This is a genomic window from Arenimonas maotaiensis, assembly GCF_014638745.1.
GTDB lineage: Bacteria > Pseudomonadota > Gammaproteobacteria > Xanthomonadales > Xanthomonadaceae > Arenimonas > Arenimonas maotaiensis.
Map to the genome: position 1 here is coordinate 132697 of NZ_BMFO01000004.1, position 25705 is coordinate 158401.

Here is a 25705-nt window from a genome sequence, read left to right on the forward strand (position 1 = left end):
GACTCAACCGACCTTGAGCAACAGGGCGGCTCCGGCCGCCCAGACCGCCAACGCGGTGCCGGTGTTGGTCAGGATGAAGTTGACCAAAATGCGCGCGAAGCGGTTCTTCCACCAGCCGGCGATTTCGGTGGTGTCGTCCTTCAGCCGCAGCAGGTCTTCGTAGGTCGGCTTGTGCATCTTGGCCTCGACATAGGCCGAGACCATGCCGGAGCTCAGCGCCGGGTGCAGGGGCGTCAGCGGCGAGGCGACGAACGCCGCCAGGCAGCTCAGCCAGTGCCCGCGCGCGGCCAGGCAGCCGATCAGGCCGCCGGTGCCGGTGATCAGGATCCATTGCAGCAGCAAGGTGCCGGCCAAGGCCAGACCACCCTGTTGGAAGCCCCAGGCGAAGCCCAGGCCGAGAAAGGCAACGAGCAGCAGGGTGAACCACGGGATGTTCGAGCCGGCCGGTACCGCATCCAGTGCGGTCAGGATTTCCGGATTGCGGTTGTCCGCATCCTGCAGCGCCTGCGCCAGGCCGGCCAAGTGCCCGGCGCCGACCACCGCCAGCACCCGCCGCACCGACGACGCGCCCTGCAGGGTCAGCAGTTTGGCGGCCATGTAGCGGTCGCGTTCGGCGATGATGCTCTCGAACAGCTGCGGCGTCTGCTTGGCGAATTCGCCGAAGCTCGATTCCAGCAGGTCGCCCTGTTTCAGTTGCTCGATTTCGGCTTCGCCGATGTCATCCGAGCTGATCAAGCTGACGCCCAAGCCGGCCGCCAACTGCGCGCGCCGGAAAAAGCCGAGCTTGGCCCAGGTGCGTTTCAGGGTGATGCCGGCGTCGCGGTCGATCAGCTCCAGGCGCAGACCGCGCTCGACCGCCTCGGTCGAAGCCGCCTTCAGTTCGGCGCCGGGCTCGATGCCGAGCTGATCGGCCAGCCGGCGCTGGTAGGCGGCCAGCGACAGGTTGGCGGCGACCAGTCCGATCTTGTCGTCGCGGATGATCTGGAAGATGTCGAGCCGGTACAGCGCGTCCGGTTCGGTCAGCTGTCGGTGCCGGTTGGCGTCCAGTTCCACCGCCACGGTGTCGTATAGGCCGCTGTCGATGGCGGCCTTGACCGCCTCCAGGCTTTTCGGCGAGACGTGCGCGGTGCCGAGCAGGGTGTACTCGACGGCACCGACGGTGACCTGTTTGACCGGCTGGCCGGCGAAATCGGGCAGGCTCATCGGCTCAGTCGCGGTAGCGTTTGAGCAGGTCGGCGTAGGCGTCGATGCGGCGGTCGCGCAGGAACGGCCACATCCGGCGCACGCTTTCGCTGCGCGCCAGGTCGATGTCGGCGATCAGGATTTCCGGCGCGTCCAGGCCGGCCTCGGCCAGGTATTCGCCCTGCGGACCGAGCACGTGCGAGCTGCCCCAGAAACGGATGCCGCTGGCGCCGAGCGGCGAGGGCTCGAAGCCGGTGCGGTTGCAGCTCAACACGGGGATGCCGTTGGCCACGGCATGGCCGCGGTGGCTGAGCAGCCAGGCCTGGCGCTGGCGCGCCTTTTCCTCCTCGGTATCGTCCGGATCCCAGCCGATGGCGGTCGGGTACACCAGCAGTTCGGCACCGGCCAGCGCCATCAGGCGGGCGGCCTCCGGATACCACTGGTCCCAGCACACCAGCACGCCGAGGCGGCCGATGCTGGTGTCGATCGGTTCGAAGCCGAGGTCGCCGGGCGTGAAGTAGAACTTCTCGTAGAAACCCGGATCGTCCGGGATGTGCATCTTGCGGTATTTGCCGAGCAGTCGGCCGTCGCGCTCGAACACCACCGCGGTGTTGTGGTACAGGCCGGCGGCGCGGCGTTCGAACAATGACGCCACCAGCACCACGCCGTGCTTGGCGGCCAGCGCCGACAGCCGTTCGGTGCTCGGGCCGGGAATCGGTTCGGCGCGGTCGAATTCGGCCGGCGATTCGTGCTGGCAGAAATAGGCGCCGTTGTGCAGTTCCTGCAACAGCACCAGACGGGCACCGCCGGCTGCGGCCTCGGCCACGCGCTGCTCGATCACGGTCAGGTTGGCCTCGGCGCTGCCGTGGTCGATTTCCTGGATCAGGGCCGCTTTCAGGGTTCGGGCGCTCATGTCGACAATCCTTCGGGGAGTTGCATGGTGCAGCAGTGCAGGCTGCCATTCTGCCAGATTAGGTCGCGGCAGGGGATGCCGACGATTTCGCGGCTGGGGAAGGCGCGCGCCATCACCGCCAGCGCCTCGGCGTCGGCGGCATCGCCGTACACCGGCATCAGCACGGCGCCGTTGACGATCAGGAAATTGGCATACGACGCGGCCAGGCGGCGGCCGCCGTCCAACACCGGTTGCGGCCAGGGCAGTTCGAACAGTTCGTAAGGCGTGCCGTCGGTGCGGCGCAGGGCACGCAGTTCGGCGGCCATGGCCTGCAGTTCGCCGTAATGGCTGTCGGCCGTGTCCTGGCAGCCCTGGTACACGATGCGCGACGGCGAGGCGAAGCGGGCCAGGGTATCGATGTGGGCGTCGGTGTCGTCGCCCTCCAGATGACCGTGCTCCAGCCAGAGTACCCGGTGCTGGTGCAGCGTTTCTTTCAGCACGGCCTCGATTTCCGCGCGGGATTTGTCCGGATGGCGCTCGTGCAGGCAGTGCCAGGTCGACAGCAGGGTGCCGTCGCCGTCGGTCTCGATGCCGCCGCCTTCCAGGGCGAACTCGATGCGTTGGTGGCGGGCGGCGCCGAAATGGCCCTGTTCGGCCAGGCGCGCCACGATCTGGTCGTCCAGTCCGGCCTCGAACTTGCCGCCCCAGGCGGTGAAATGGAAGTCGAGCAGGCGGAAGCCCTCGCCCTCGCGCAGGGTGATCGGGCCGCTATCGCGTAGCCAAGTGTCGTCGTAGGGCATCCGAATCAGGCGCAGCCGGCTGAAATCGCAGCCGGCGGCGGTCAGCGCGGCGCGGGCATCGGCCTCCACGGATTCATCGGGCACCAACAGCAGCAGCGGCTCGAAGCGGGTGATGGCGCCGCACAGGGCGGCGAAGCAGACGGCGGTGGTTTCCAGACGCTCGGCCCAGTCGGTGCCGGCGTGCGGCCAGGCCATCAGGATGCCGGCTTGCGGCTCCCATTCGGCCGGAAAACGGAGAGGTTCGGACATCGGCGGGCTCCGGGTTCGGGGTAGGGGCGGGGCACGAAAAAGCCGGCGTCAGCCGGCTTTTTCGATACCGCGGCAGGGCCGGCGATTAACGCTGACGGGCCTTGAAGCGCGGATTGGACTTGCAGATCACGAAGACCTTGCCGCGCCGACGCACGACCTTGCAGTCACGATGGCGGGTCTTGGCCGACTTGAGGGACGACAGGACTTTCATGGGGATTCCTAAGTGTTCGGGTGAAACGGGAGCGGGAATTATAAGGCAAAACCCGAGCCCAGGCAATAACTTGTTGAATAATTCCTTAATTATTCGGCGTAGGCGGCCGACAGGGTATGCAGGTGCAGGCGTTCGCTGTCGCGCAGGAAGGGCGAAACCAGCATCATCACCTGCACGATGCCCTGGCGGATGGCCTTCTGTTCGTCCTTTTCGCCGCGGACGCCCGCGTAATTCAGCCAGAACGTGGCCAACACCAGGATGTTGGTGGCCAGACCCTCGATTTCCCGGGCGCTGGCGCGCATCACCCCGGTCTCGTTCAGTCCCTGCATGATGCCGTGCGCATTGGCCGAGCCGCGCTTCAGGATGCGCGCGAAACGCAGGCGCAGGCTCCGGTTCCGGCTCAGGATGTTGATGATGTCACGGTACAGGAACCGGTAGTCCCAGATGCACTCGAACACCCGGTGCAGCTGCAGCCAGACGTCCTCGAGCGTGGCCGGCCGGCCCTCGGGTACCTGCAGGGCGGTATCCATGCGCTCCTCGAAGCGTTGGAACAGCTGCTCGATGATGTCGTCCTTGTTGCGGAAGTGGTAGTACAGGTTGCCGGGGCTGATTTCCAGCTCGTCTGCGATGTGGTTGGTCGATATGTTGGATTCGCCCTGTTCGTTGAACAGGCGCAGGGCGGCGTCCAGGATGCGCGTGCGGGTCTTGCCGGACACGTCAGGCCTGCAGGGATTCAATCAGGGCGATGTATTTCTTCATCGCCGATTCCGGGCTGGTGCCTTCCAGTTTCTGCCAGGCCTGGTACTTGGCCGAGGCCACGAAATCGAACATGCCCGGCGGCGGTCCGCTGACGTCGCCTTCCGAGCCTTGCTTGTACAGGGCGTACAGGCGCAGCAGGGTGTCGTTGTCGGGGCGCTTGCCCAGGTTCTTGGCGGCCAACGCCGCCTGCTCGAACTGCTCTTTCAAAGTGGCCATGCGCGATGTCTTTGACGTCAAGTCGGATTCCAGTATTATGCATTAGAATGCGTTTTGCGGTAAAAAATCAAGCGCTTATTCCAATAATTTCGGGCACATCCAAGGGATCGGGTATCGACATGGCTTATTTCGTCACCGGCGCCACCGGCTTCATCGGCCGCTTCCTGGTCGGCAATCTGCTCAAGCGCAAAGGCACGGTGTACGTGCTGGTTCGCAAGGGCTCGCTCGGCAAGCTGCAGGACATCGGCGCGCGCATGGGTTGGGACATGAAGCGCGTAGTTCCGGTCACCGGCGACCTGGGCAAGGCCAAGCTCGGCGTTTCGGCGGCGCAGCTCAAGATGCTGAAAGGCAAGATCCGGCACTTCTTCCATCTGGCCGCCGTGTACGACATGACCGCCGATGCCGAAAGCCAGAAGACCGCCAACATCGACGGTACGCGGCATGCGCTGGACCTGGCCACCGCGATCCAGGCCGGCTGCTTCCACCATGCCAGCTCGATCGCCGCCGCCGGCCTGTATCCGGGCGTATTCCGCGAAGACATGTTCGAGGAGGCCGAGGGTCTGAAGGATCCGTACCTGAAGACCAAGCACGAATCCGAAGGCCTGGTGCGCCGGCAGAACGCGGTGCCGTACCGCATCTACCGCCCGTCGATGGTGGTCGGCCACTCCAAGACCGGCGAGATCGACAAGATCGATGGCCCGTACTACCTGTTCACCCTGATCAAAAAGATCCGCCAGACCCTGCCGCAGTGGATGCCCACCCTCGGCATCGAGGGCGGCCGCATCAACGTGGTGCCGGTCGATTTCGTGGCCGACGCGATGGACCACATCGCGCACAAGCGCGGGCTGGACGGCCATTGCTTCCATCTGGTCGATCCCGAGCCGATGCGCTTCGGCGAGCTGATGAACACCTTCGCCCGCGCCGCGCATGCCCCGGAGATGACCATGCGCCTGGACGCGCGCATGTTCGCGTTCATCCCGGCCCCGATGCGCATGGCGGTCGGCAGCCTGCCGCCGGTCAAGCGCCTGACCAACATGGTCCTGCGCGACCTCAAGATCCCGCAGTCGGTGCTGTCGTTCATTACCTATCCGACCCGTTTCGACAGCCGCGAGGCCGAGCGCGCGCTGAAAGGCAGCAAGATCGCCGTGCCGGCGCTGGACAGCTATGCCTGGCGCCTGTGGGATTACTGGGAACGCCACCTCGACCCGGATCTGTTCATCGACCGCTCGCTGCGCGGCAAGGTCGAGGGCAAGGTGGTGCTGATCACCGGCGGCTCGTCCGGCATCGGCAAGGCCGCCGCCATCAAGATCGCCGAAGCCGGCGCCAAGGTGGTCATCGCCGCCCGAGGCGAGGAGGAGCTGGAGGCGACCCGCCGCGAAATCACCGAGGCCGGGCATCTGTGCTTCGCCTACCGGTCCGATCTGGCCGACTTGGAATCCTGCGACCGCCTGATCGAGCAGATCGAGAAGGAGCACGGCGGCATCGACATCCTGGTCAACAACGCCGGCCGTTCGATCCGCCGTTCGATCGAGCTCAGTTTCGACCGCTTCCACGATTTCGAGCGCACCATGCAGCTGAACTACTTCGGCGCGCTGCGGCTGATCATGCAGTCGCTGCCGGGCATGATCGCCAAGCGCAGCGGCCACATCATCAACATCTCCTCGATCGGCGTGCTGGCCAGCTCGCCGCGGTTCTCGGCCTACGTCGCCTCCAAGTCGGCGTTGGATGCTTTCAGCCATTGCGCCCAAGGCGAGCTGTCGGGCAAGGGCATCAACTTCACCACCATCAACATGCCGCTGGTGAAGACGCCGATGATCGCGCCGACCAAGATGTACGAGTCGGTGCCGACGCTGACGCCGGAGGAGGCCGCCGACCTGATCGTCAAGGCCATCATCGACAAGCCGCGCCGGATCGCCACGCGCCTGGGCGTGTTCGCCGGGGTCGCGCATGCGCTGTTCCCGAAAGCCTACGAAGTGGTGGTCAGTACCGCGTTCGAACTGTTCCCGGATTCGGCCGCCGCCAAGGGCATGGCCGGCCGGAGCGAAGCCGCGCAGCCGACCAACGAGCAGATCGCGTTTGCCTCGCTGATGCGCGGCGTGCACTGGTAGTTCCGGCCTGTTGCCCGTAACGAAAAAGCACCGCGATGCGGTGCTTTTTCACGGGTACCGAAGCAGGGGGTCAGGCTTTCGGGTTGTGCGGCGTGGCGGCTTTCGGCAGGGCCACCTTGCCGGCTTTCTTCGCGACCTTGGCTTGCGCGCTGGCGCCCTTCGTCGGCGATTTCTTGGCAACGGGCTTCTTCGCCGGCGCCTTCGCCGCCGTCTTCGGCTTGGCGGCCGCCGGTTTGCCGTTCTGCTTGCGCAACTCGGCGGTCAGCGTCTCCACGCGTTTGCTGAGCGCACCCAGATCTTCGCGGGTCGGCACGCCCAGACGGGTCAGCGCGCGCTGCACGCGGTCTTCGAACACCTTCTCCATGCGGTCCCAGGTGTCGGCGGCCTTTTCGCGCACATCGTCGACCCGGTCTTCGACCGCATCGCGCACCACGCCGACCTTGCCGGTGGCGAGTTTGCGGGTCTGGGTTTCCAGGCTCATGCCCTTCTTGACCAAGGCTTCGAACAGGTCGGTGCCTTCGCCCTGGGCGCGGGCCAAGGCGCCGACGCCGGCGGCCCATATCTGCTGGGCGGTTTCGAGCAGGTTGCGCGAAGCAGACTCGGCGCGGGCCGAGGCGGCCTTGGCCGGTTTGCGGGCGGCGGTTTTCGTGCGGGCGGTCTTCTTGAGCGTGGCCATGCGGACGTCCTCGGTGGTTGTCGGTTCGGAATGCGGGATGCACCCGAATGACGCCAGTCTCGGTGCTTTGTCTAGAGCAAACACACCAGAAAAAAGCGGCCCTGGCCGCGCCGTGTCAGGCTTTCCGGCTGCGCAGGGCGTGCTCGATGTCGTCCAGGTCGTGCCAGAGCTGCGCGGTGGTCGCGGTTCGGCGCGAAACCGGTCCGATGTCGTCCAGCAACGTGATGGTCGGGTCGTCCAATACCGTCTTGTTCAGGCGCATGCCGTGCTTGGCCAGTACCGGCGCCAGGGTCTTGGCGTTCTTTTTGAGGTCGCGCAGGGTGCTCTGGAACGCGTGTTCGCAGACGCGGTGGCGCGAGGAGTAGCTGAACACGTTGGTGAAGAACATCTCGGCGTCGTCTTCGTTCGGCTCCAGCACCAGCTGGTCGGTTTCCGGGTACTGGCGCGCGTACTTCTCCAGACCGACCTGCATGCGCGATTGCAGCAAGGTGCGGAAGGTCTGCGACAGCACCATCGGCAGGCCGCCGTCGGCCAGTTTGGTTTTCGGTTCCGGCGTGGTCGCGTCGCTCTTGGCGTTGAACGGGACGAAGGGGTTCAAGCCGATCATCAGGTCGATGCCGTGGTCGAGTATGACCGAGGCATGCATGGTGCGACGCAGCGCGCCGTCGACGAAATGGTGGCCGTTGATGTCGACCGGCGGATACAGGCCGGGCAGGGCGGAGCTGGCCTGCACCGCCTGCGAGATCGGCACGCCGTCCCAACCTTTACTGCCGAAGCGCACCGCTTTGCCGGCGTCCAGATCGACCGCCACCACGTACAGCGGACGTTCGAGCGCGCGGAAGTCGTTGCTGCGCCCGGGGCCGCTGAACACGCCCTCGAGAAAGCGTGCGATCGGGGCGTTGTCGAACAGGCCGGTCGGCACCACGCCGGTCAGCCGCGGCATCATCTCGTTCATGCGCGCGCCGGCCGGATCGGTGATCAGGCTTTTGCACCAGTCGAAGGCCAGGCCAGGCAGTGCGGCCGCGCGCTTGCCGTATTCGGCGAACGCGGGCTTGAGGAACATGCGGGGCTTGAAACGGATGTCCGGGTGGTCGCCGGTGATGAAGATGCGGCACATCTCGGCCGTGCTCAGCCGGTTCACCAGGCCGGCGGCCAGGAACGCGCCGGAGCTGACGCCTACATAGACGTCCAGGCGGGTCAGGTCGAGTCCGTCGATGGCGCGCTCCAGCGCGCGCAGGGCGCCGAGTTCGTACATGCCGCCGATCGGCCCGCCGCCGGCGATGGCCAATCCGATGCGGCCTTGGTTGCGGACGGGTTGGGTGGCGCGTTGCAGTACGAGCATGGAATGGCCAAGTAAACCGGTACTCCGGCATTGTACGGTTAAAATGAGCTCAATCCAACGCAATCCGGAATGCCCATGGCGCTCAACGACTTGCAATCCCGGCTGGCCCGCCGCCTGCGCTGGCAGCAGGACGCGCACCGGCTGGAGCGCGACGATCCGCGGCTGGCGAACAGCCTGTCGGCGCTACGCGCCTGGCAGGCCGAACGCCTGGCGAGCAGCTTTGCGGAATTCCTGGCCGATCCGGCGACGCGTCCGGCGGCGGCGTTCTTCCTGTCCGATCTGTACGGCGACGCCGATTTCCTGCAGCGCGACCTGGAAGCCGCGCGCATCCTGCCGAAAATGGCGCGCATCCTGCCGGAAAGCCTGTTGCAGGCGGCGGTCGATGCCATCGAGCTCTCGGTGCTCAGCCATGCCCTCGATTTGCGCATGGCGCGCACTTTGCTGAAAGCCGGGGTGAAGCCGAAGGCCTTGGATGGACGCCGTTATGGCGAGGTCTATCGCGCGGTCGGCCTGCCGCGCCTGCGCCGGCGGCAGATCGATCTGGTGCTCGAAGTCGGCCAGCGCCTGGATGCCGTGGTCAAGCGCCATGGCGTCGGTAAGTTGTTGGCCAGCGCGCGCTTGCCGGCGCGCTTGCTCGGCTTGCAGCATCTTCAAGGATTTCTGGAGCGCGGCTTCACGGCCTTCAACCATCTGGGCGGCGCCGAGACGTTTTTGGCACGCATCCATCGGCAGGAGCATTGCATCGCGCGGCGTCTGGCGGCCGGTGCCGCCGAGCCGTTCGCGCCGCCGTTCAGCTGAATTCGTCGTCCAGATAGCGGCCGATCGCGTCTTCGATCGGTCCTTTCATCATCGACAGCATGAAGCCGAGTTCGGCGAACACGTGCACCGATTTGGCGTCGACCGTGATGTGGCCGTCGACGCCCGAGTGGCTGAAATTCAGCATGTCGCCGTCCCAGGCGCAATCGACGTCGAATTTGGCGGCGATCTGGTCGGCCACGTGCTGGACTTTGGTTTTCGCCTCGGCCAGAGGGAGGTTGTGCGGACGGGTAAGGTCGATGGCGGACATGGCGCTTCTCGCAATGGAATCGCTAGAAAATACAATGAAACGTCCGCTTTGTCAGGACGCCTGTGGTAAATTCTCCGAAAAGGTTTCCGCATGCACCACGTTTTCCACATCGCCGGCCATCCGCCGGTCGAACTCGACCGGCCACGGATGCGCATCGGCGCCGATCCGGGCTGTGAAATCTATCTGCCGCATCCGCAGCTGGCGCCGGTGCACGCCGTGTTGCATGCCGACGCGCAGACCCTGTGGCTGGAACCGGCCGCCGCCGAGGACGGCCATCCGGTGCATGTCAACGGCCGCCGCATCGCCGCCGCCGCCCTGCTGTCCGCCGGCGACGACATCCATCTCGGCACGCTGGCGCTGCGCCTGCAATCCGCCCTGAAACCGGGTGACGCACGCACCGACGCCGGGCGCCCGCTCAATTTCGCCGGTCGCGTGGTGCTGCGCGTGCTGTCCGGCGCCGAGACCGGCCGCGCCTATCCGTTGGTCAACAGCCTGTGCGTGGGCCGCTCGACGCTGTCCGAAATCCGCATCGACGACCCGGCCTTGGCCGAGCGCCACGTGCTTCTGCAGCGTCAAGGCAATGCCATTCTGGTCAAGAACCTCAGCCCGGTGCTGGAGATGCGGGTCGATGGCTGGGTCTGCACCGAAGCGCTGCTGCAACCGGGCTCGCAGCTGGGCATCGAGCAGCACCGGTTCCGCTTGGAAGCGCCGCAACCGGATCTTGCGCCGTCGCTCTCCGATGCGCCGGACGCGCAGGAACCGGCGCCGGATACGGCGCAACCCGCGCCGCCCGAAGCGCCGCCGCGCCTGTTCACCCGCGCCCAATGGCTGCTGTTGGCCAGCGCCGTCGCGGTCTCGGGCCTGCTGATCCTGTTATTAACGTACTCGCCCTGAACTATTAAAAAATATCGGGATTCCGGCTTTCGCGGCGATTGTCGCGCGTGCTAGGCTAGAAAACTCACCGCCAGGAGTTTTCAGTATGTCACGCGCGTTCAATTTCAGTGCCGGTCCGGCCACGTTGCCCGAACCGGTTCTGCTTCAGGTCCAGCGCGAGTTGCTGGAGTGGCAGGGCGAGCGGGCGTCGGTCATGGAGGTCAGCCACCGCGGCAAGGCGTTCATCGCCTGCGCCGCCAAGGCCGAAGCCGACTTGCGCGAGCTGATGGGCGTGCCGGACGATTACGCCGTGCTGTTCCTGCAGGGCGGCGCCACCACCGTGTCTGCGCTGTTGGCGATGAATCTGGCCCGCGCCGGCCAGACCGCCGAATACCTGTTGACCGGCCATTGGGGCGAGAAGGCCCTGGAGAACGCCAAAGCCTCGGTGCGCACGCATGTGGTCGCCAGCGATGCCGACAACGCCTATCGCCGGATTCCCGACGCCGCCGCCTGGACGCGCGCCGCCGATTCGGCCTACTTCCATTACACCTCCAACGAAACCATCCACGGCGTCGAGTTCAGCAGCCTTCCCGACGTGACCGATGTGCCGCTGGTGGCTGATTTCTCCTCGAATTTCCTGGCCCGCCCGGTCGATGTCCGCCGTTTCGGCATGATCTATGCCGGCGCCCAGAAGAACATCGGGCCGGCCGGCATCACCGTGGCGGTGATCCGCAAGGACCTGCTCGGCCGTCACGGCCGCGAGCTGCCGCCCATCTTCGATTGGCAGAACCAGGTCAAGAACGATTCCATGTTCAACACCCCGCCGACCTTCCCCTGGTACGTGACCGGTCTGGTGCTGCAGTGGATGAGGGACGAGGGCGGAGTCGAGGTCTTCGCCCGCCGCAACGCCGAGAAGGCGGCCCTGCTGTATTCGACCATCGACGGCTCCGGCGGCTTCTACCGCAATCCGGTCGACCCGGCCGCGCGTTCCACCATGAACGTGCCGTTCACCCTGCACGACGAGGCGCTCGACAAGACGTTCCTGGCCGAAACCGAAGCCGCCGGCCTGATGGGCCTGAAGGGCCACCGCGCCTTGGGCGGCATGCGCGCCTCGATCTACAACGCCATGCCGTTGGCCGGTGTGCAGGCGTTGGCCGATTTCATGCGCGATTTCGCGGTGCGGCATGGTTGATAAGCGCAAGCGTCCGGCCAAGAAAGCCGCCGGCAAGGCCGTGCCCAAGACCGCCAAGCGCGCGCCGAATGCGGCCGCAGGCGATACCGGCCGGCTGCAGGAAGTACGCGCCGAGATCGACGGCATCGACCGCAGGATCCAGGAGCTGATCACCCAACGCGCGCATTGGGCCGCGAAAGTGCGCAAGGCCAAAGGCGAGCTCAAGGCCGCGGTCGAGTATTACCGTCCCGAGCGCGAATCGCAGATTTTGCGTCGTGTGCTCGACCGCAACCAAGGGCCGCTCAGCGACGAGGTGCTGCTGCGCCTGTTCCGCGAAATCATGTCGGCCTGTCTGGCCCAGCAGGAGCCGCTGAAAGTCGGCTTCCTCGGCCCGGAAGGCACGTTCTCGCAGCAGGCGCTGCACAAGCATTTCGGCCATTCCGCGCAGGCTTTGCCGCTGGCGAGCATCGAGGAAGTGTTCCAGGAGATCGAAAGCGGCAACGCCGACTTCGGCGTGGTGCCGGTCGAGAACTCGGGGCAGGGCACCATCCAGTCCACGCTCGACATGTTCCTGACCTCCAGGCTCAAGATCTGCGGCGAAGTCGAACTGCGCGTGCACCAGCATCTGCTGTCGCGCACCGGCCGGCTGGAGGACATCGAGCGCGTGTACTCGCATCCGCAGTCGCTGGCGCAATGCAAGGCTTGGTTGCGCGCCAACCTGCCGCACGCCGAGAAGGTGCCGGTGTCCAGCAACGCGGAAGCCGCGCGCCGCGCGCGCGTGGCCGACGACTGCGCCGCCATCGCCGGCGAAACCGCCGGCCAGGTGTACGGCCTGAAGGTGGTCGCCGGCCCGATCGAGGACCGGCAGGACAATACCACGCGCTTCCTGGTCATCGGCCGCGAGTTCTTCTCGCCGTCCGGGCACGACCGCACCTCGCTGCTGGTGTTCGTGCGCGACCAACCCGGCGCACTGTACAACGTGCTCAGCCCGTTCGCCCGTCACGGCGTCAGCATGAACCGCATCGAGTCGCGGCCGGCGCACAGCGGTCGCTGGCAGTACGTGTTCTTCATCGACGTCAGCGGCCATGTCGAGGAAGGCAACGTCGCCCAGGCCATGTCCGAACTGGGCGAGTACGCCTCCGACGTGGTGGTGCTCGGTTCCTATCCGGTGGCGCTGCTGTAACCATGGCGGAAGCGTACGACTTCCGCGCGCGCGCGACGCCGGCCATCCGCGCGCTGACCGCCTACGATCCCGGACACGACATTCCGGCGTTGCGTCTGCGTTTCGCCGGTCACGGCGGTCTGCTCGAACTGGGTTCGAACGAAAACGCCTATGGCCCGAGTCCGGCGGTGAGTGCCGTCGTGCAGTCCGTGTTGCCGGAGCTCCACCGCTATCCCGATCCGGCCGGTAAGGCGCTGAAGACCGCCATCGCGCGTCTGCACGGCGTGAGAGAAGACCAGATCCTGCTCGGCAACGGCTCGCACGAGCTGTTGATGCAGTTGGCGCAGGTGTTCAGCGCTCCCGGCGAGGGCATCGTGGTCAGCCGCTACTGCTTCGCGGTATATCCGATTGCGGCGCAGGCCGCCGGCGCGCGCCTGGTATCGGCCGATGCGTTCGGTGAACAGGCCGACATGCCGCTCGGCCATGATCTGGACGCTTTGGCCGCGGCCATCACCCCGGCCACCAAGCTGGTGTTCTTCGCCAACCCGAACAACCCCACCGGCACCTGGTTCGGCACCGAGGCGTTGGCCGCGTTCATGGCGCAGGTTCCGCCCGATGTTCTGGTGGTGGCCGACGAGGCGTATATCGAATATGTCACCGATCCAGCCTTGCAATCGGCCATGGCCTTGCGCGCGCGCTTCCCGAATCTGGTGGTGGCGCGCACGTTCTCCAAAGCTTACGGTTTGGCCGGCCTGCGCGCCGGTTATCTGGTCGCCGACGCTTCGGTGGTGCGCGCCATGGAACCGGTACGCGAATCCTTCAATCTGAATGCGATGGCCTTGGCTGCGGCCGAAGCGGCCTTGGCCGATGCCGCGCATCTGGAGTCGGTGCGGCGCGGCAACGCCGCCGAACGCGCCCGTCTGGCCGAGGGCCTAGCCGGTCTGGGCTTGACGGTGTTGCCGTCGCAGACCAATTTCCTGCTGGTGCGTTTCGGCCCCGACACCGCCGCCATCGAGCAGGCGTTGTTCGCGCGCGGCGTGATCCTGCGGCCGATGGCCGGCTATGGACTCCGCCAGTACCTCCGGGTCACCGTGGCCACGCCGGCCGAGAACGACCGCCTGCTGGCCGCGCTATGCGAGGTGCTGGCGTGACGCTCGATTGGTCGGCCGGTCCTTCGCACGGGCTGCAGGGCGTGTTGCAGGTGCCCGGCGACAAATCCATTTCGCACCGCGCCATCATGCTGGCGGCCTTGGCCGAGGGCGAAAGCCGCATCGAGGGCTTTCTGGAAGGCGAGGACACCCGCGCCACCGCGCGCATCTTCGGCCAGCTCGGCGTGCGCATCGACACCCCGAATCCGCAGACGCGCATCGTGCATGGCGTCGGCCTGCACGGCCTGAAGCCAAACCCCGAACCGCTCGATTGCGGCAATGCCGGCACCGGCATGCGCCTGCTCGCCGGTCTGCTCGGCGCGCAGGCCTTCGATAGCCTGCTGGTCGGCGACGAATCGCTGTCCAAGCGGCCGATGGCACGTGTGATCCGCCTGCTGGAACGCATGGGTGCCCGCATCGAAGCCCGCGACGGCGAGTTCGCGCCGCTGCGCATCCGGGGTGGGCAGCGCCTGCACGGCCAGGCCATCGACACCGCGGTGGCCAGCGCGCAGGTCAAATCGGCGCTGATCTTCGCGGCGTTGTACGCCGAGGGCGAAACCGTGATCACCGAGCCGCGACCGACCCGCGATTACACCGAAGCCATGCTCAAGGCGGCCGGCTGGCCGATCGAGTACGGGCCGGGCAGGGTGGCGGTGCGTGGCGGCGGCCGGCTGTCCGCGCAAACCTTCCGCATCCCCGGCGATCCCTCATCGGCGGCGTTCCCCTTGGTGGCGGCGCTGCTGGTGCCCGGTTCGGATGTCACCGTCACCGACGTCGGCGTCAATCCGCGCCGGACCGGTCTGTTCCAGGCCCTGTGTCTGATGGGCGCCGACCTGCGTTTCGAAAACGAGCGCCTGCAGAACGGCGAGCCGGTGGCCGACATCTGCGCGCGCAGCTCGCGCCTGCACGGCATCGACCTGCCGGACGCGTTGGTGCCGGACATGATCGATGAATGCCCGATCTTCTTCATCGCGGCGGCGCTGGCCGAAGGCCGCACGCGCGCCACGGGGCTTGCCGAACTGCGGGTCAAGGAGTCGGACCGGCTCGGCGGCATGGCCCGCGGCCTGCGCGCCATGGGCGCGGCGGTTACGGAATCGGCGGATGCCGTCGAAATCACCGGCGGTCCGCTGCAGGCCGCCGACATCGACAGCTTGGGCGACCACCGCTTGGCGATGAGCTTTGCGGTGGCGGCGCAATGCGCGCAAGGCGTGACGCGCATCCGCGATTGCGCTAATGTGGCCACCTCGTTTCCCGGGTTCATCGCGCTGGCCCATGCCGCCGGCATGCGCTTGGACCCTGCCTGAACCCCACTGGAGCCTGAATGAGCGAACATGCCGTCCCCGTTGTCACCATCGATGGCCCGGCCGGCGCCGGCAAAGGCACGGTCAGCCGTCTGGTGGCGCAGGCCTTGGGCTGGGGCTATCTAGACTCCGGCGCCCTGTACCGGGCGGTCGGCATTGCGGCCTCGTGGGAGGGTATCGGCTTGGATGAGCCGGAAAATCTGGCGGCCTGCGCAGCTCGAACCGACATCAAGTTCGTCACGCAACAGCATGAAGAACCTAAGATTTTCGTGAATGAAAAAGAGGCGACGGCCGAAATCCGCTCGGAATTGGCCGGCTCGATGGCGTCGGCCTTGGCCGCCCAGCCCTTGGTCCGCCAGGCCTTGGTCGCCCTGCAACGGGGTTTCCGGCAACCGCCGGGGCTGGTGGCCGACGGCCGCGATATGGGTACGGTGATCTTTCCCGATGCGCCCTACAAGTTCTTCCTGACCGCCAGCCCGCTGGAACGTGCTCAGAGGCGGTATAAACAGTTGATGGAAAAAGGGGTTTCTGTTAAACTCGACGCCCTATTGCATGAAATCGTGGCCCGCGACGAACGGGACGCCAACCGTGCGGTGGCGCCCTTGAAGCCGGCCGATGACGCCATCGTCATCGATTCGACCTCGATGCCCATCGACGCGGTGATCGGCCAGGTGCTTTCCGCCCTGCCGCCGCGCTTCCGCCGCTGAGCGGCCGCGCTTTCCGCGATAGGCCCCGGTCCCTGCGGCTTCGCAGGGTTCATCCACGTGCATTCCGCACACAACAGGTGGGCACCCCTTCGCGGGTCGCCTGATCATCAACTCGAGAAAACATCATGACTGAATCATTTGCCGAACTGTTTGAGCAAAGCCAAACATCCCTGAACAACCTGAAATCCGGCGCCATCGTCACCGGCACCGTGGAAGAAATCCGCGCCGACGTGGTCGTCGTCAACGTCGGCCTGAAATCGGAAGGCGTCATCGACATCAATCAGTTCCGCAACGAAGAAGGCGAAATCGAAGTCGCCGTCGGCGACATCGTCAAGGTGGCGCTGGAAGCGGTCGAAAACGGCTTCGGCGAAACCGTGCTGTCCCGCGACAAAGCCAAGAAAGCCCTGGTCTGGGACGAGCTGGAAACCGTCATGGACGCCGGCGAAATCGTCACCGGCCGCATCAGCGGCAAGGTCAAGGGCGGCTTCACCGTCGACATCCGCGAAGTGCGCGCCTTCCTGCCGGGTTCCCTGGTGGACGTGCGCCCCGTGCGCGACCCGGGCTACCTGGAAGGCAAAGAGCTGGAATTCAAGATCATCAAGCTCGACCGCAAGCGCAATAACGTGGTGGTCTCCCGCCGCGCCGTGGTCGAGAGCGAAAACAGCGTCGAGCGCGAGCAGATGCTGGAGCGCCTGACCGAAGGCACCATCATCACCGGCGTGGTCAAGAACCTGACAGATTACGGCGCGTTCGTCGACCTCGGCGGCGTGGACGGCCTGCTGCACATCACCGACATGGCCTGGAAGCGCGTGCGCCATCCGTCCGAAGTGGTCAACGTCGGCGACGAACTGCAGGTCCGAGTGCTGAAGTACGACCGCGAACGCAACCGCGTCTCGCTGGGCCTCAAGCAGCTGGGCGAAGATCCGTGGGAAAACATCGCCCGCCGTTACCCGGCCAACACCCGTTGCTTCGGCAAGGTCTCCAACGTCACCGATTACGGCGCGTTCGTGGAAATCGAACCGGGCGTGGAAGGCCTGGTGCACGTGTCGGAAATGGACTGGACCAACAAGAACGTCAACCCGAGCAAGGTCGTGCAGCTGGGCGACGAAGTCGAAGTCATGGTGCTCGACGTCGACGCCGAACGCCGCCGCATCTCGCTGGGCATCAAGCAGTGCGTGTCCAATCCGTGGGAAGCCTTCGCCGCCATCCACAAGAAGGGCGACAAGGTCTCCGGCCAGATCAAATCGATCACCGATTTCGGCGTGTTCATCGGCCTGGACGGCGGCATCGACGGCCTGATCCACCTGTCCGACATCTCCTGGAACTCGACCGGCGAAGAAGCCGTGCGCAACCTGAAGAAGGGCGACACCTTGGAAGCCGTCGTGCTGGCCGTGGATCCGGAACGCGAGCGCATCTCGCTGGGCGTCAAACAGCTGGAACAGGATCCGATGGGCCAGTTCGCCGCGAACACCCAGAAAGGCGCCATCGTCAAGGCCACCGTCAAGGAAGTCGACGCCAAGGGCGCCGTGGTCGAGCTCGAAGGCGGCATCGAAGGCTACATCAAGGCCAACGACATCGCCAAGGAGCGCGTCGAGGACGCCACCCAGTACCTGAAGGTGGGCGACGTGGTCGAAGCCAAGTACATCGGCAACGACCGCAAGGGCCGCGTCATGCAGCTGTCGATCCGCGCCAAGGACGAGGCCGAACTGGCCGAGACCCTGGCCGAGGTCAACAAGGCCGACGCCTCCAGCGGCACCACCAAGCTGGGCGCGCTGCTGCGCGAACAGATGGGTAAAGGCGAGTAATCCAGCACCATCCGGTCCGGCCTCGCGCCGGACCGGACTTTACCGGGTATCCCGACATGACCAAATCCGAACTCATTGAATTCCTGTCCAAGCAGCAACCGCAGCTGAAAGCCGATGACGTCGACCTCGCGGTCAAGACCATCCTGGAAATGATGAGCTCGTCGCTGGCCGACGGCAAGCGGATCGAAATCCGCGGCTTCGGCAGCTTCTCCCTGCATTACCGTCCGGCACGCACCGGGCGCAACCCCAAGACCGGCGAAGCGGTCCAGCTCAGCGGCAAACACGTGCCGCATTTCAAGCCGGGCAAGGAACTGCGCGACCGCGTCAACAACGTCACCGAAATCCAGCCGCACTCCTGATTCCGTTCCGTCTTTTCGGTTAAGCTGTAGGCATCGGATCGGAGACGGAAATGCGCGTCCTCAAAGCCCTCATCGCCCTGCTGTTCGCCGTAGCCGGCCTGTTGATCGGCGCGTTGAACCGGCAGACGGTCGACATCGATCTGTTCTTCACCCGCATCCAGGCCCATCTCGGCCTGGTGCTGCTTTTGTGCGTGCTCGCCGGCGCGGTGGTCGGCGGCGCCTTGGCCAGCATCGGCCTGCTGCTCAACCGCCGAGCTGAAAACGCACCGAAACGCGGCACGGTAGACGGAGACGACGCCCCATGATGACCCATGCCGCCTGGCTGCTGCTCATTCCGGCCGCCGTCGCCATCGGTTGGCTGCTCGGCCGCCGCGGCGGCGAAATCAAGGGCGGCGCCAAGATTTCGCGCCTGTCCAACACCTATTTCCGTGGCCTGAACTACCTGCTCAACGAGCAGCAGGACAAGGCGCTGGAGATCTTCCTGCAGATCGCCGAAGTCGACAAGGACACGGTCGAGACCCAATTCGCGCTCGGCCACCTGTTCCGCCGGCGCGGCGAGGTCGACCGCGCCATCCGCCTGCACCAGAACCTGGTCGCGCGTACCGGGCTGAGCGAGGAGCAGAAGACCCGCGCCGCGCTCGAGCTCGGCGAGGACTATATGCGCGCCGGCCTGCTGGACCGCGCCGAAACCCTGTTCAACGACCTGGTGCAGATGGGCGTGCACGCGCCGAAAGCGCTGCAGCAGCTGATATCCATCTATCAGGCCGAACGCGACTGGCCGCAGGCCATCGCGCACGCGCTGAAGTACGAGCAGATCTCCGGCGAGCCGATGGGCGAGAGCGTCGCGCATTATTACTGCGAGATGGCCGAGAAGCACCTGCACGACGGCAACCCGAAGGCCGCCCGCGACCAGATCGCGTTGGCGTATTCGGCCGATTCGCAGTGCGTGCGCGCCGGCATGATCGAGGGCCGGCTGGACCTCTTGGAAGGCAACGACACCGCCGCCATCCGCGCCTTCGAGCGCGTGGCCCGGCACGACGTCGATTTCCTGCCGGAGGTGCTGCCGCAACTGATGGAATGCTACGAGCGCCGCGGCGAGCTGCTGCGCGCGCGCGGCTTCCTGCAGGAGGTGATCGAGCGCTACGCCGGCGTGACCCCGCTGCTGGCGCTGACCGAACTGATCGAGCGTGACGACGGCCCGGCCGCGGCCCAGGAATTCCTGGCCCGGCAGCTGTTGCAGCGGCCGTCGGTGCGCGGCGAGGCGGCATTGCTGGAAAAGGCGGTGGCGCAGCCGGTCGGCGACGCCAACGAGACCTTGCGCACGCTCAAGCAGATCACCGACCAGCTGCTGGTGCGCTCCGCCAATTACCGCTGCGGCAATTGCGGTTTCGGCGCCCGCGCGCATCACTGGCAGTGTCCCAGCTGCAAGCACTGGGGCAGCGTGAAGCCGCTGCTGAACCTGCTCGGCTCATGAATCCAACGCACCAAACCGCATAAACCAAGGACGATTTATGGCATTCCGCGTGAAAAAAGCCGTGTTTCCGGTCGCCGGACTGGGTACCCGTTTCCTGCCGGCCACCAAGACCGTGCCGAAGGAGATGCTGCCGGTGGTCGACCGGCCGCTGATCCAGTACGCGGTCGATGAGGCCATCGAGGCCGGCATCGACACGTTGGTGTTCGTCACCAACCGCTACAAGCACGCGGTGGCCGATTACTTCGACAAAGCCTACGAACTCGAGCAGAAGCTGGAGAAAGCTGGTAAGTCCGAGTTGCTGGCGATGATCCGCGACGTGCTGCCCAAGCACGTGCGTTGCGTATTCGTGACCCAGGCCGAGGCGCTTGGCCTGGGTCATGCCGTGCTGTGCGCCCGGCCGGTGGTCGGCGACGAGCCCTTTGCGGTGCTGTTGCCGGACGACCTGATCTGGAGCAAGGGCCGCGGTGCGCTCGGCCAGATGGTCGACCTGGCCGGCCAACAGAACGCCAGCGTGGTCTCGGTGCAGCAGGTGCCGCGCGAGCAGACCTCCAGCTACGGCATCGTGGCCGCGCCGGATTTCACCGGACGCTTCGGCGAGATCCGCCGGATCGTCGAGAAGCCCAAGCCGGAAGCCGCGCCCAGCGATCTGGCGGTGGTCGGCCGCTACGTGCTCAGCGGCGACATCTTCCCGATCCTGGAGACCACGCGCTCCGGCGCCGGCGGCGAGATCCAGCTGACCGACGCCATCGCCACGCTGTTGGAACGGCAACGCGTGCTGGCCTATCAGTTCGAGGGCCGCCGTTTCGACTGCGGCACCCGCATCGGGCTGATCGAGGCCACCATCCAGTACGCGCTCGACCACGATGACCTGGCCGACGAGGCCCGGGCCTACATGCAGGCCGCGTTGGCCGCCCGATAACCTGAACTGACGCCATGAACCGCGCCCCGGCGCGGTTTATAATGACGGACCAAGGAGAACGCCATGGCCGTCATCAAACAAGCCGATTTCATCGAAAGCATCGCCGACGCGCTGCAGTACATCTCGTACTATCACCCGGTCGATTACATCACCAACCTCGCCGCCGCCTACGAGCGCGAGGAGTCGCCCGCGGCCAAGGACGCGATGGCGCAGATCCTGATCAACTCGCGCATGAGCGCCGAGGGCCACCGGCCGCTGTGCCAGGATACCGGCATCGTCACCGTGTTCCTGGAGATCGGCATGGACGTGCGCTGGGACGCCAGGATGTCGGTCGAGGACATGGTCAACGAAGGCGTGCGCCGCGCCTACAACCACCCGGACAACAAGCTGCGCGCCTCGGTGCTGGCCGATCCGGCCGGCAAGCGCATCAACACCAAGGACAACACTCCGGCGGTGGTCAGCATGAAAGTGGTGCCGGGCGCCACGGTCGACGTCATCGTCGCGGCCAAGGGCGGCGGCTCCGAGGCCAAATCGAAGTTCGCCATGCTCAATCCGTCCGACTCGATCGTCGACTGGGTGATCAAGACCGTGCCGACCATGGGCGCCGGCTGGTGCCCGCCGGGCATGCTCGGCATCGGCATCGGCGGCACCGCCGAGAAGGCCATGCTGCTCGCCAAGGAAGCGCTGATGGAGCCGATCGACATCAACGATCTGAAGGCGCGCGGCGCCTCCAACCGCGCCGAGGAGCTGCGTCTGGAACTGTACGAGAAGGTCAACGCGCTCGGCATCGGCGCGCAGGGACTGGGCGGCCTGACCACCGTGCTCGACGTCAAGGTCAAGGATTTCCCGACCCACGCCGCCAACCTGCCGGTGGCGCTGATTCCCAACTGCGCCGCCACCCGGCACGCGCACTTCACCCTCGACGGCAGCGGTCCGGTCAGCCTGGAACCGCCGTCGCTGGTGCATTGGCCGAAGCTGGCGCTGGAGTTCAAGCAGTCGCGCCCGGTCGACCTCGACACCCTGACGCCGGCCGAGACCGCGACCTGGAAGCCGGGCGAGACCCTGCTGCTGAGCGGCAAGATGTATACCGGCCGCGACGCCGCGCACAAGCGCATGGTGGAGATGCTGAACCGCGGCGAGCCGCTGCCGGTCGATTTCCGCGGCAAGATGATCTACTACGTCGGTCCGGTCGATCCGGTGCGCGACGAAGTGGTCGGTCCGGCCGGCCCGACCACGGCCACGCGCATGGACAAGTTCACCGAACAGGTGCTGGCGCAGACCGGGATGATCGGCATGATCGGCAAGTCCGAGCGCGGACCGGCCGCCATCGAGGCCATCAAGAAGCACAAATCGGTGTATCTGATGGCCGTCGGCGGCGCCGCCTATCTGGTGTCGAAGGCGATCAAGGCCGCGAAGGTGGTCGGCTTCGAGGACCTGGGCATGGAAGCCATCTACGAATTCACCGTGAAGGACATGCCGGTCACCGTCGCGGTCGACGCCCGCGGCGAATCGGTGCACGAGACCGGTCCGAAGCAGTGGCAGGCGCGCATCGGCAAGATTCCGGTGGTGCTCGAGTAGCCCATGAAGATCCTGAAGAAATCCCGCAAGCTCGACGAGGTCTGCTACGAGATCCGCGGTCCGGCGCTGGAACGCGCCCGCCAGCTGGAAGAGGACGGCCACCGCATCATCAAGCTCAACATCGGCAACCTGGCGGTGTTCGGCTTCGATCCGCCCGACGACATCGTGCGCGACGTCATCGGCAACCTGCCGCGCGCCGGCGGCTACAGCGATTCCAAGGGCATCTATTCGGCGCGCAAGGCGGTGATGAACTACGCGCAGGAACGCGGCATCCGCGGCGTCGGCATGGAGGACATCTACATCGGCAACGGCGTCTCGGAGCTGATCCTGCTGGCGATGAACGCGCTGCTCGACGACGGCGACGAGGTGCTGGTGCCGGCGCCGGATTATCCGCTGTGGACCGCGGCGGTGTCGCTGTCCGGCGGCCGTCCGGTGCATTACCTGTGCGACGAATCGGCCGATTGGCAGCCGGATCTGGACGACCTGCGCGCCAAGATCACGCCCGCCACCAAGGCGCTGGTGGTGATCAACCCGAACAATCCGACCGGCGCGGTATATCCCGAGCCGATGCTGAAGGCGCTGCTGCGGATCGCGCGCGAGCACCAGCTGATCGTGTTCGCCGACGAGATCTACGACAAGACCCTGTTCGACGGCGAAAGCCATACCGCCATGGCCTCGTTGGCCGACGACGTGTTCTGCATCAGCTTCGGCGGCCTGTCGAAGAACTACCGGGCCTGCGGCTACCGCGCCGGCTGGATGATCCTGAGCGGTCCGCGCGCGCACGCCAAGGATTACATCGACGGCCTGAACATCGTGACCTCGATGCGCCTGTGCGCCAACGTGCCGGCGCAGTACGCCATCCAGACCGCGCTCGGCGGCACCCAGAGCATCGAGCGCCTGGTGGCCGCCGACGGCCGGTTGGCGCGCCAGCGCGACCTGGCCTGGCAGCGTCTGACCGCGATCCCCGGCGTCAGCTGCGTGAAGCCGAAAGGCGCGCTGTACCTGTTCCCGAAATTCGATCCGGCGGTGTATCCGATCGCCGACGACCAGGCGTTCATCACCGAACTGCTGGAGCGTGAGAAGGTGCTGTTGGTGCAGGGCACCGGCTTCAACTGGCCGAAGCCCGATCACGTGCGCGTGGTGTTCCTGCCCAACACCGACGAAATGACCGAGGCGCTCGACCGCATCGAACGCTTCCTCGCCGATTACCGCGCCCGCCACGGCACCTGAAGGAGTCCGCCTATGTACACCCTGTATTACGCTCCCGGCGCCGCCAGTCTGGCGGTGCATTGGCTGTTGATCGATCTCGAGCTGCCGCACACGCTGGTCAAGCTCGACATCGCCGCCCGCGAACACAAGACCCCGGAATACCTGGCGCTGAATCCGAGCGGCGTGGTGCCCACGTTGTTGGTCGACGGCAAACCGATGTGCGAAGCCGCCGCGATGGCGGTGCTGCTGGCCGAGGCCAAGCCCGAGGCCGGTCTGATTCCGGCGCCCGGCAGCGCCCGCCGCGCCGAATTCCTGCAATGGATGTTCCATCTGGCCAACAGCCTGCAGCCGCCGTTCCGCCTGTGGTGGTATCCGCAGGAGGCCGCCGGCGAAGCCTATGCCGAAGCCGGCAAGGCCACCGCCGAAGCGCGCATCCATGGCGTGTTCGCCAATCTGGACGCGCATTTGGGCAAGAACGGCCCTTATCTGCTGGGCGATGCGCCGTGCGCGGCCGATTTCATGCTGGTGATGCTGATGCGCTGGTCGCGCAACATGCCGAAGACCGCGCTGGATTACCCGAATCTGGCGCGCCTCGCCGACCTGATGAAGGCTCGTCCGAGCTGGAAGGCGCTGTACGAATCGGAAGGCTTGAGCGAGTGGGCGTGAGCCCCGGTCGAGTCGAGGCTTGGCTGGGAATGCTTAATTCTGGACTTCGAATCGCACCGGCACTTTCGCGATGCGCTTTTGCCTGCCGTCCTGCGGCATCGCGGTCATGTCGAGTTGCCATTCCAGCGCTTTGCGGAGCACGGCCCGGTCAAGGCTGCGGTGACCGGCGCTCTGCAGCAACCACGCGTCGCGCACATTGCCGCAGGTGTTGAACAACAGGCCGACGATCACCGTGCCGCCTTTGCCTTCGCGCAGGGCATCCATCGGGTAGCGCGGGTGGGCCATGTCGGTCTGCCGTGTGGTGCAGGTTTCGGCGTATACCCGGTTACGCCACTGCCGAAGCGCCAGATCGCCGGCGGCCGCCGCCGGTTTCGGCGCGAGCAGATTCTGTTGTTTTGCCTGGAAAACGGCGCAGGTCTCCGGCAGATCGTAGCAATGCACGGTGGCGCGCACATGGTAGCCGTCGGGGCCGGACAGATCTTCCAGTTCGAGCGCCCGGGTGCTCATGCCGCCCTCCGGATTCGGCGCATCGAATACCCAGGCATGCGTGGCATCGCCCACTTTCCAGCGCCCCAGCATGGATAGGTTCTGCTTGACAGTCGCGTAGTCCGGGCTGCTCAGGTACTTCTCCTGCGTGCGCGGGCTGCGGCCGTTCAATCCGCGCAGCATGTTGTCCTGCCGCCACGTCGCTTCCTTAAAGCGCTCTCCGAGCCAGCTTTCGCTGCCGGCGCCGTCGCGGATTTCAAAACGGCCGCTGCCGCTGCCATCCAGCGCCTGCATCGCCGGCAGCGGTGCGGGCGGCGCCGGTAACACGGGCGGGCTCTGGTTGGCGACCAGCAGGCTGGTCAGCAGAATCGGAAGCATATGGAATTCCGGACGCGGCGCGTCAGAACCAGAGCGCGAACAGGAAGATGCCGAGCATGGCGAACGCCAGACCGATGTTCAGCACCATGCCCACCGTCATGCCGACCCAGGTGGCGACGCCGATCTTGCCGGCCTGCTTCAGCGGCTTGCCTTTGGCCAGCTCTACCGTCATCGCACCGATGAACGGGCCGATGATCAGACCGGGCAGGTTAAACAGCATCACGCCGACCACGCCGCCCAAGCCGGCCCCGAGCATGGCGGTTTTGCTGGCGCCCGCGCGTTTGGCGCCCCAAGCGCTGGCCAGCAAGTCGACGGCGAGGGACGCTGCGGTGAGCACGCCCAGCACGACCACGGTGAATACCGAGATTTCGCGGAAACCGCCGACCCAGGCCGCCAACAGCATGCCCAGGAAGGCCAACGGCACGCCCGGCAGCATCGGCAGCACGGTGCCGAGCAGGCCGAACAGAATCATCAGCCCCGACAGGACATACAGCACCAGCTGGGTGTCGACGCCGCTCATTGGTAATCCCGGTGGCAGTTCTCGCAGGCCTGCTTGACCGAGCTCAGGCCGGTGTTCAGGTCGGCGCAGTTGTCGATGCCTTTGGCCAGCTGCAGGTCGAGCACGCGGCGCAGGTCGGCGGCATAGCGCACGAACTGCGGGTCCTGCTCGGCCAGGGTCTTGAAGGCCGGTTCGACGTCGGCGGCCAGGATACGCATCGGCAACAGGTCTTTCTGGATTTCCGCGGCGCTGCAGCGGTTGTCCTTGGCCAATGTGTTCAAGGCGCTGAAATGCGCGGCCTGCACCGCCATCACGCCTTTCGGATACGCGCTGCCCGCGGCCAGGCTGCGCATCAGTATCGAGGTGAGCAGGGCGCCGGCCAACAGGCCGACCAGTAGGGCGATCAGAAAGCGCATGGCGTGGCGTCCGTTGGGGGGCAGGCCTTCATGTTAAAAGACCGGGGCAGGGC

Annotated in this window: 28 protein-coding genes; 16 read left to right on the top strand and 12 right to left on the bottom strand. The window is 66.0% G+C overall.

From position 1 onward, the window contains the following. Positions 1-3: 3 nt before the first annotated feature. The 6 genes from IEV56_RS09480 to IEV56_RS09505 all read right to left on the bottom strand — a co-directional run bounded on the left by IEV56_RS09480 (position 4) and on the right by IEV56_RS09505 (position 4309). A complete protein-coding gene (locus IEV56_RS09480; protein ID WP_188450119.1) occupies positions 4-1203 on the bottom strand; it encodes a TraB/GumN family protein in 1200 nt (399 codons plus the stop codon). Positions 1204-1207: 4 nt separating this feature from the next. Continuing rightward, complete coding sequence (locus tag IEV56_RS09485) at positions 1208-2095, bottom strand: carbon-nitrogen hydrolase (protein WP_188450120.1); 888 nt, start codon at positions 2093-2095, stop codon at positions 1208-1210. Further along, positions 2092-3123 (bottom strand): agmatine deiminase family protein, encoded by a 1032-nt coding sequence (locus IEV56_RS09490; RefSeq protein WP_188450121.1) that lies wholly within the window; start codon positions 3121-3123, stop codon positions 2092-2094. The genes IEV56_RS09485 and IEV56_RS09490 overlap by 4 nt, the downstream gene beginning before the upstream one ends. Positions 3124-3208: 85 nt before the next feature. Beyond that, a complete protein-coding gene (gene ykgO / locus IEV56_RS09495) occupies positions 3209-3334 on the bottom strand; it encodes a type B 50S ribosomal protein L36 (protein ID WP_005913193.1) in 126 nt (41 codons plus the stop codon). Positions 3335-3423: 89 nt separating this feature from the next. Next, positions 3424-4050, bottom strand: coding sequence for a TetR/AcrR family transcriptional regulator (locus IEV56_RS09500; RefSeq protein ID WP_188450122.1), 627 nt, complete (start codon positions 4048-4050; stop codon positions 3424-3426). 1 nt (position 4051) lies between these two features. Beyond that, a complete protein-coding gene (locus IEV56_RS09505) occupies positions 4052-4309 on the bottom strand; it encodes an acyl-CoA-binding protein (protein ID WP_188450123.1) in 258 nt (85 codons plus the stop codon). A gap of 119 nt (positions 4310-4428) precedes the next feature. Between IEV56_RS09505 and IEV56_RS09510 the strand changes: the two genes are divergently transcribed. Beyond that, on the top strand, positions 4429-6417 hold the full coding sequence (locus IEV56_RS09510; RefSeq protein ID WP_188450124.1) for an SDR family oxidoreductase: 1989 nt from the start codon (positions 4429-4431) through the stop codon (positions 6415-6417). Positions 6418-6487: 70 nt separating this feature from the next. Here the strand turns inward: IEV56_RS09510 and IEV56_RS09515 are convergent, their stop codons facing one another. Together IEV56_RS09515 and IEV56_RS09520 are read right to left on the bottom strand one after the other, a co-directional pair. Next, positions 6488-7093 carry a phasin family protein gene (locus IEV56_RS09515; protein ID WP_188450125.1) on the bottom strand — a complete coding sequence of 202 codons (606 nt, stop codon included), beginning with the start codon at positions 7091-7093 and terminating at the stop codon, positions 6488-6490. Between the two features lie 115 nt (positions 7094-7208). Then, entirely contained in the window at positions 7209-8435 is a 1227-nt protein-coding gene (locus IEV56_RS09520; RefSeq protein ID WP_188450126.1) for a patatin-like phospholipase family protein, read from the bottom strand. Between the two features lie 75 nt (positions 8436-8510). Between IEV56_RS09520 and IEV56_RS09525 the strand changes: the two genes are divergently transcribed. Beyond that, a complete protein-coding gene (locus tag IEV56_RS09525; protein WP_188450127.1) occupies positions 8511-9233 on the top strand; it encodes a DUF8198 family protein in 723 nt (240 codons plus the stop codon). Here IEV56_RS09525 and IEV56_RS09530 read toward each other — a convergent pair. Next, the gene (locus IEV56_RS09530) at positions 9226-9501 is read right to left on the bottom strand and encodes a polyhydroxyalkanoic acid system family protein (protein WP_188450128.1); all 276 of its coding nucleotides are present in this window, start codon (positions 9499-9501) and stop codon (positions 9226-9228) included. The two genes, IEV56_RS09525 and IEV56_RS09530, sit on opposite strands and share 8 nt — an antisense overlap. Before the next feature lie 90 nt (positions 9502-9591). On the opposite strand from IEV56_RS09530, the gene IEV56_RS09535 reads away from it, so the two are divergent. The 14 genes from IEV56_RS09535 to IEV56_RS09600 all read left to right on the top strand — a co-directional run bounded on the left by IEV56_RS09535 (position 9592) and on the right by IEV56_RS09600 (position 23873). Beyond that, complete coding sequence (locus IEV56_RS09535) at positions 9592-10395, top strand: FHA domain-containing protein (protein WP_188450129.1); 804 nt, start codon at positions 9592-9594, stop codon at positions 10393-10395. Between the two features lie 85 nt (positions 10396-10480). Then, positions 10481-11566, top strand: coding sequence for a 3-phosphoserine/phosphohydroxythreonine transaminase (serC, locus tag IEV56_RS09540; RefSeq protein WP_188450130.1), 1086 nt, complete (start codon positions 10481-10483; stop codon positions 11564-11566). Then, a complete protein-coding gene (pheA, locus tag IEV56_RS09545) occupies positions 11559-12728 on the top strand; it encodes a prephenate dehydratase (protein WP_188450131.1) in 1170 nt (389 codons plus the stop codon). The genes serC and pheA overlap by 8 nt, the downstream gene beginning before the upstream one ends. Before the next feature lie 2 nt (positions 12729-12730). Next, complete coding sequence (gene hisC, locus IEV56_RS09550) at positions 12731-13858, top strand: histidinol-phosphate transaminase (RefSeq protein WP_188450132.1); 1128 nt, start codon at positions 12731-12733, stop codon at positions 13856-13858. Next, entirely contained in the window at positions 13840-15159 is a 1320-nt protein-coding gene (gene aroA / locus IEV56_RS09555; RefSeq protein ID WP_188450133.1) for a 3-phosphoshikimate 1-carboxyvinyltransferase, read from the top strand. The genes hisC and aroA overlap by 19 nt, the downstream gene beginning before the upstream one ends. A gap of 17 nt (positions 15160-15176) precedes the next feature. Next, on the top strand, positions 15177-15863 hold the full coding sequence (cmk, locus tag IEV56_RS09560; protein ID WP_188450134.1) for a (d)CMP kinase: 687 nt from the start codon (positions 15177-15179) through the stop codon (positions 15861-15863). Positions 15864-15988: 125 nt separating this feature from the next. Further along, positions 15989-17668: a 30S ribosomal protein S1 gene (gene rpsA, locus IEV56_RS09565; RefSeq protein ID WP_188450135.1), complete on the top strand. Its 1680-nt coding sequence runs from the start codon at positions 15989-15991 to the stop codon at positions 17666-17668. A gap of 56 nt (positions 17669-17724) precedes the next feature. Continuing rightward, positions 17725-18027, top strand: coding sequence for an integration host factor subunit beta (locus IEV56_RS09570; RefSeq protein WP_188450136.1), 303 nt, complete (start codon positions 17725-17727; stop codon positions 18025-18027). 50 nt (positions 18028-18077) lie between these two features. Beyond that, complete coding sequence (locus IEV56_RS09575; RefSeq protein ID WP_188450137.1) at positions 18078-18332, top strand: lipopolysaccharide assembly protein LapA domain-containing protein; 255 nt, start codon at positions 18078-18080, stop codon at positions 18330-18332. Beyond that, positions 18329-19501: a lipopolysaccharide assembly protein LapB gene (gene lapB / locus IEV56_RS09580; protein WP_229730243.1), complete on the top strand. Its 1173-nt coding sequence runs from the start codon at positions 18329-18331 to the stop codon at positions 19499-19501. The genes IEV56_RS09575 and lapB overlap by 4 nt, the downstream gene beginning before the upstream one ends. 37 nt (positions 19502-19538) lie before the next feature. Beyond that, entirely contained in the window at positions 19539-20420 is an 882-nt protein-coding gene (galU, locus tag IEV56_RS09585; protein ID WP_188450138.1) for a UTP--glucose-1-phosphate uridylyltransferase GalU, read from the top strand. A 63-nt stretch (positions 20421-20483) separates the two neighbouring features. Continuing rightward, the gene (locus IEV56_RS09590; protein WP_188450139.1) at positions 20484-21998 is read left to right on the top strand and encodes a fumarate hydratase; all 1515 of its coding nucleotides are present in this window, start codon (positions 20484-20486) and stop codon (positions 21996-21998) included. A gap of 3 nt (positions 21999-22001) precedes the next feature. Beyond that, positions 22002-23228, top strand: a complete 1227-nt coding sequence (locus IEV56_RS09595) for a pyridoxal phosphate-dependent aminotransferase (RefSeq protein ID WP_188450140.1) — start codon at positions 22002-22004, stop codon at positions 23226-23228. Positions 23229-23240: 12 nt separating this feature from the next. Further along, positions 23241-23873 (top strand): glutathione S-transferase family protein, encoded by a 633-nt coding sequence (locus tag IEV56_RS09600; RefSeq protein ID WP_188450141.1) that lies wholly within the window; start codon positions 23241-23243, stop codon positions 23871-23873. A gap of 33 nt (positions 23874-23906) precedes the next feature. Here the strand turns inward: IEV56_RS09600 and IEV56_RS09605 are convergent, their stop codons facing one another. Genes IEV56_RS09605 through IEV56_RS09615 form a run of 3 tightly spaced genes read right to left on the bottom strand, consistent with a single transcriptional unit; the run spans position 23907 to position 25652 of the window. Then, complete coding sequence (locus tag IEV56_RS09605; RefSeq protein WP_188450142.1) at positions 23907-24737, bottom strand: energy transducer TonB; 831 nt, start codon at positions 24735-24737, stop codon at positions 23907-23909. A 22-nt stretch (positions 24738-24759) separates the two neighbouring features. Then, positions 24760-25257 (bottom strand): DUF456 domain-containing protein, encoded by a 498-nt coding sequence (locus tag IEV56_RS09610; RefSeq protein ID WP_188450143.1) that lies wholly within the window; start codon positions 25255-25257, stop codon positions 24760-24762. Further along, positions 25254-25652 (bottom strand): hypothetical protein, encoded by a 399-nt coding sequence (locus tag IEV56_RS09615; protein WP_188450144.1) that lies wholly within the window; start codon positions 25650-25652, stop codon positions 25254-25256. Before IEV56_RS09615 ends, IEV56_RS09610 begins: the two co-directional genes overlap by 4 nt. Between the last annotated feature and the right edge of the window lie 53 nt (positions 25653-25705).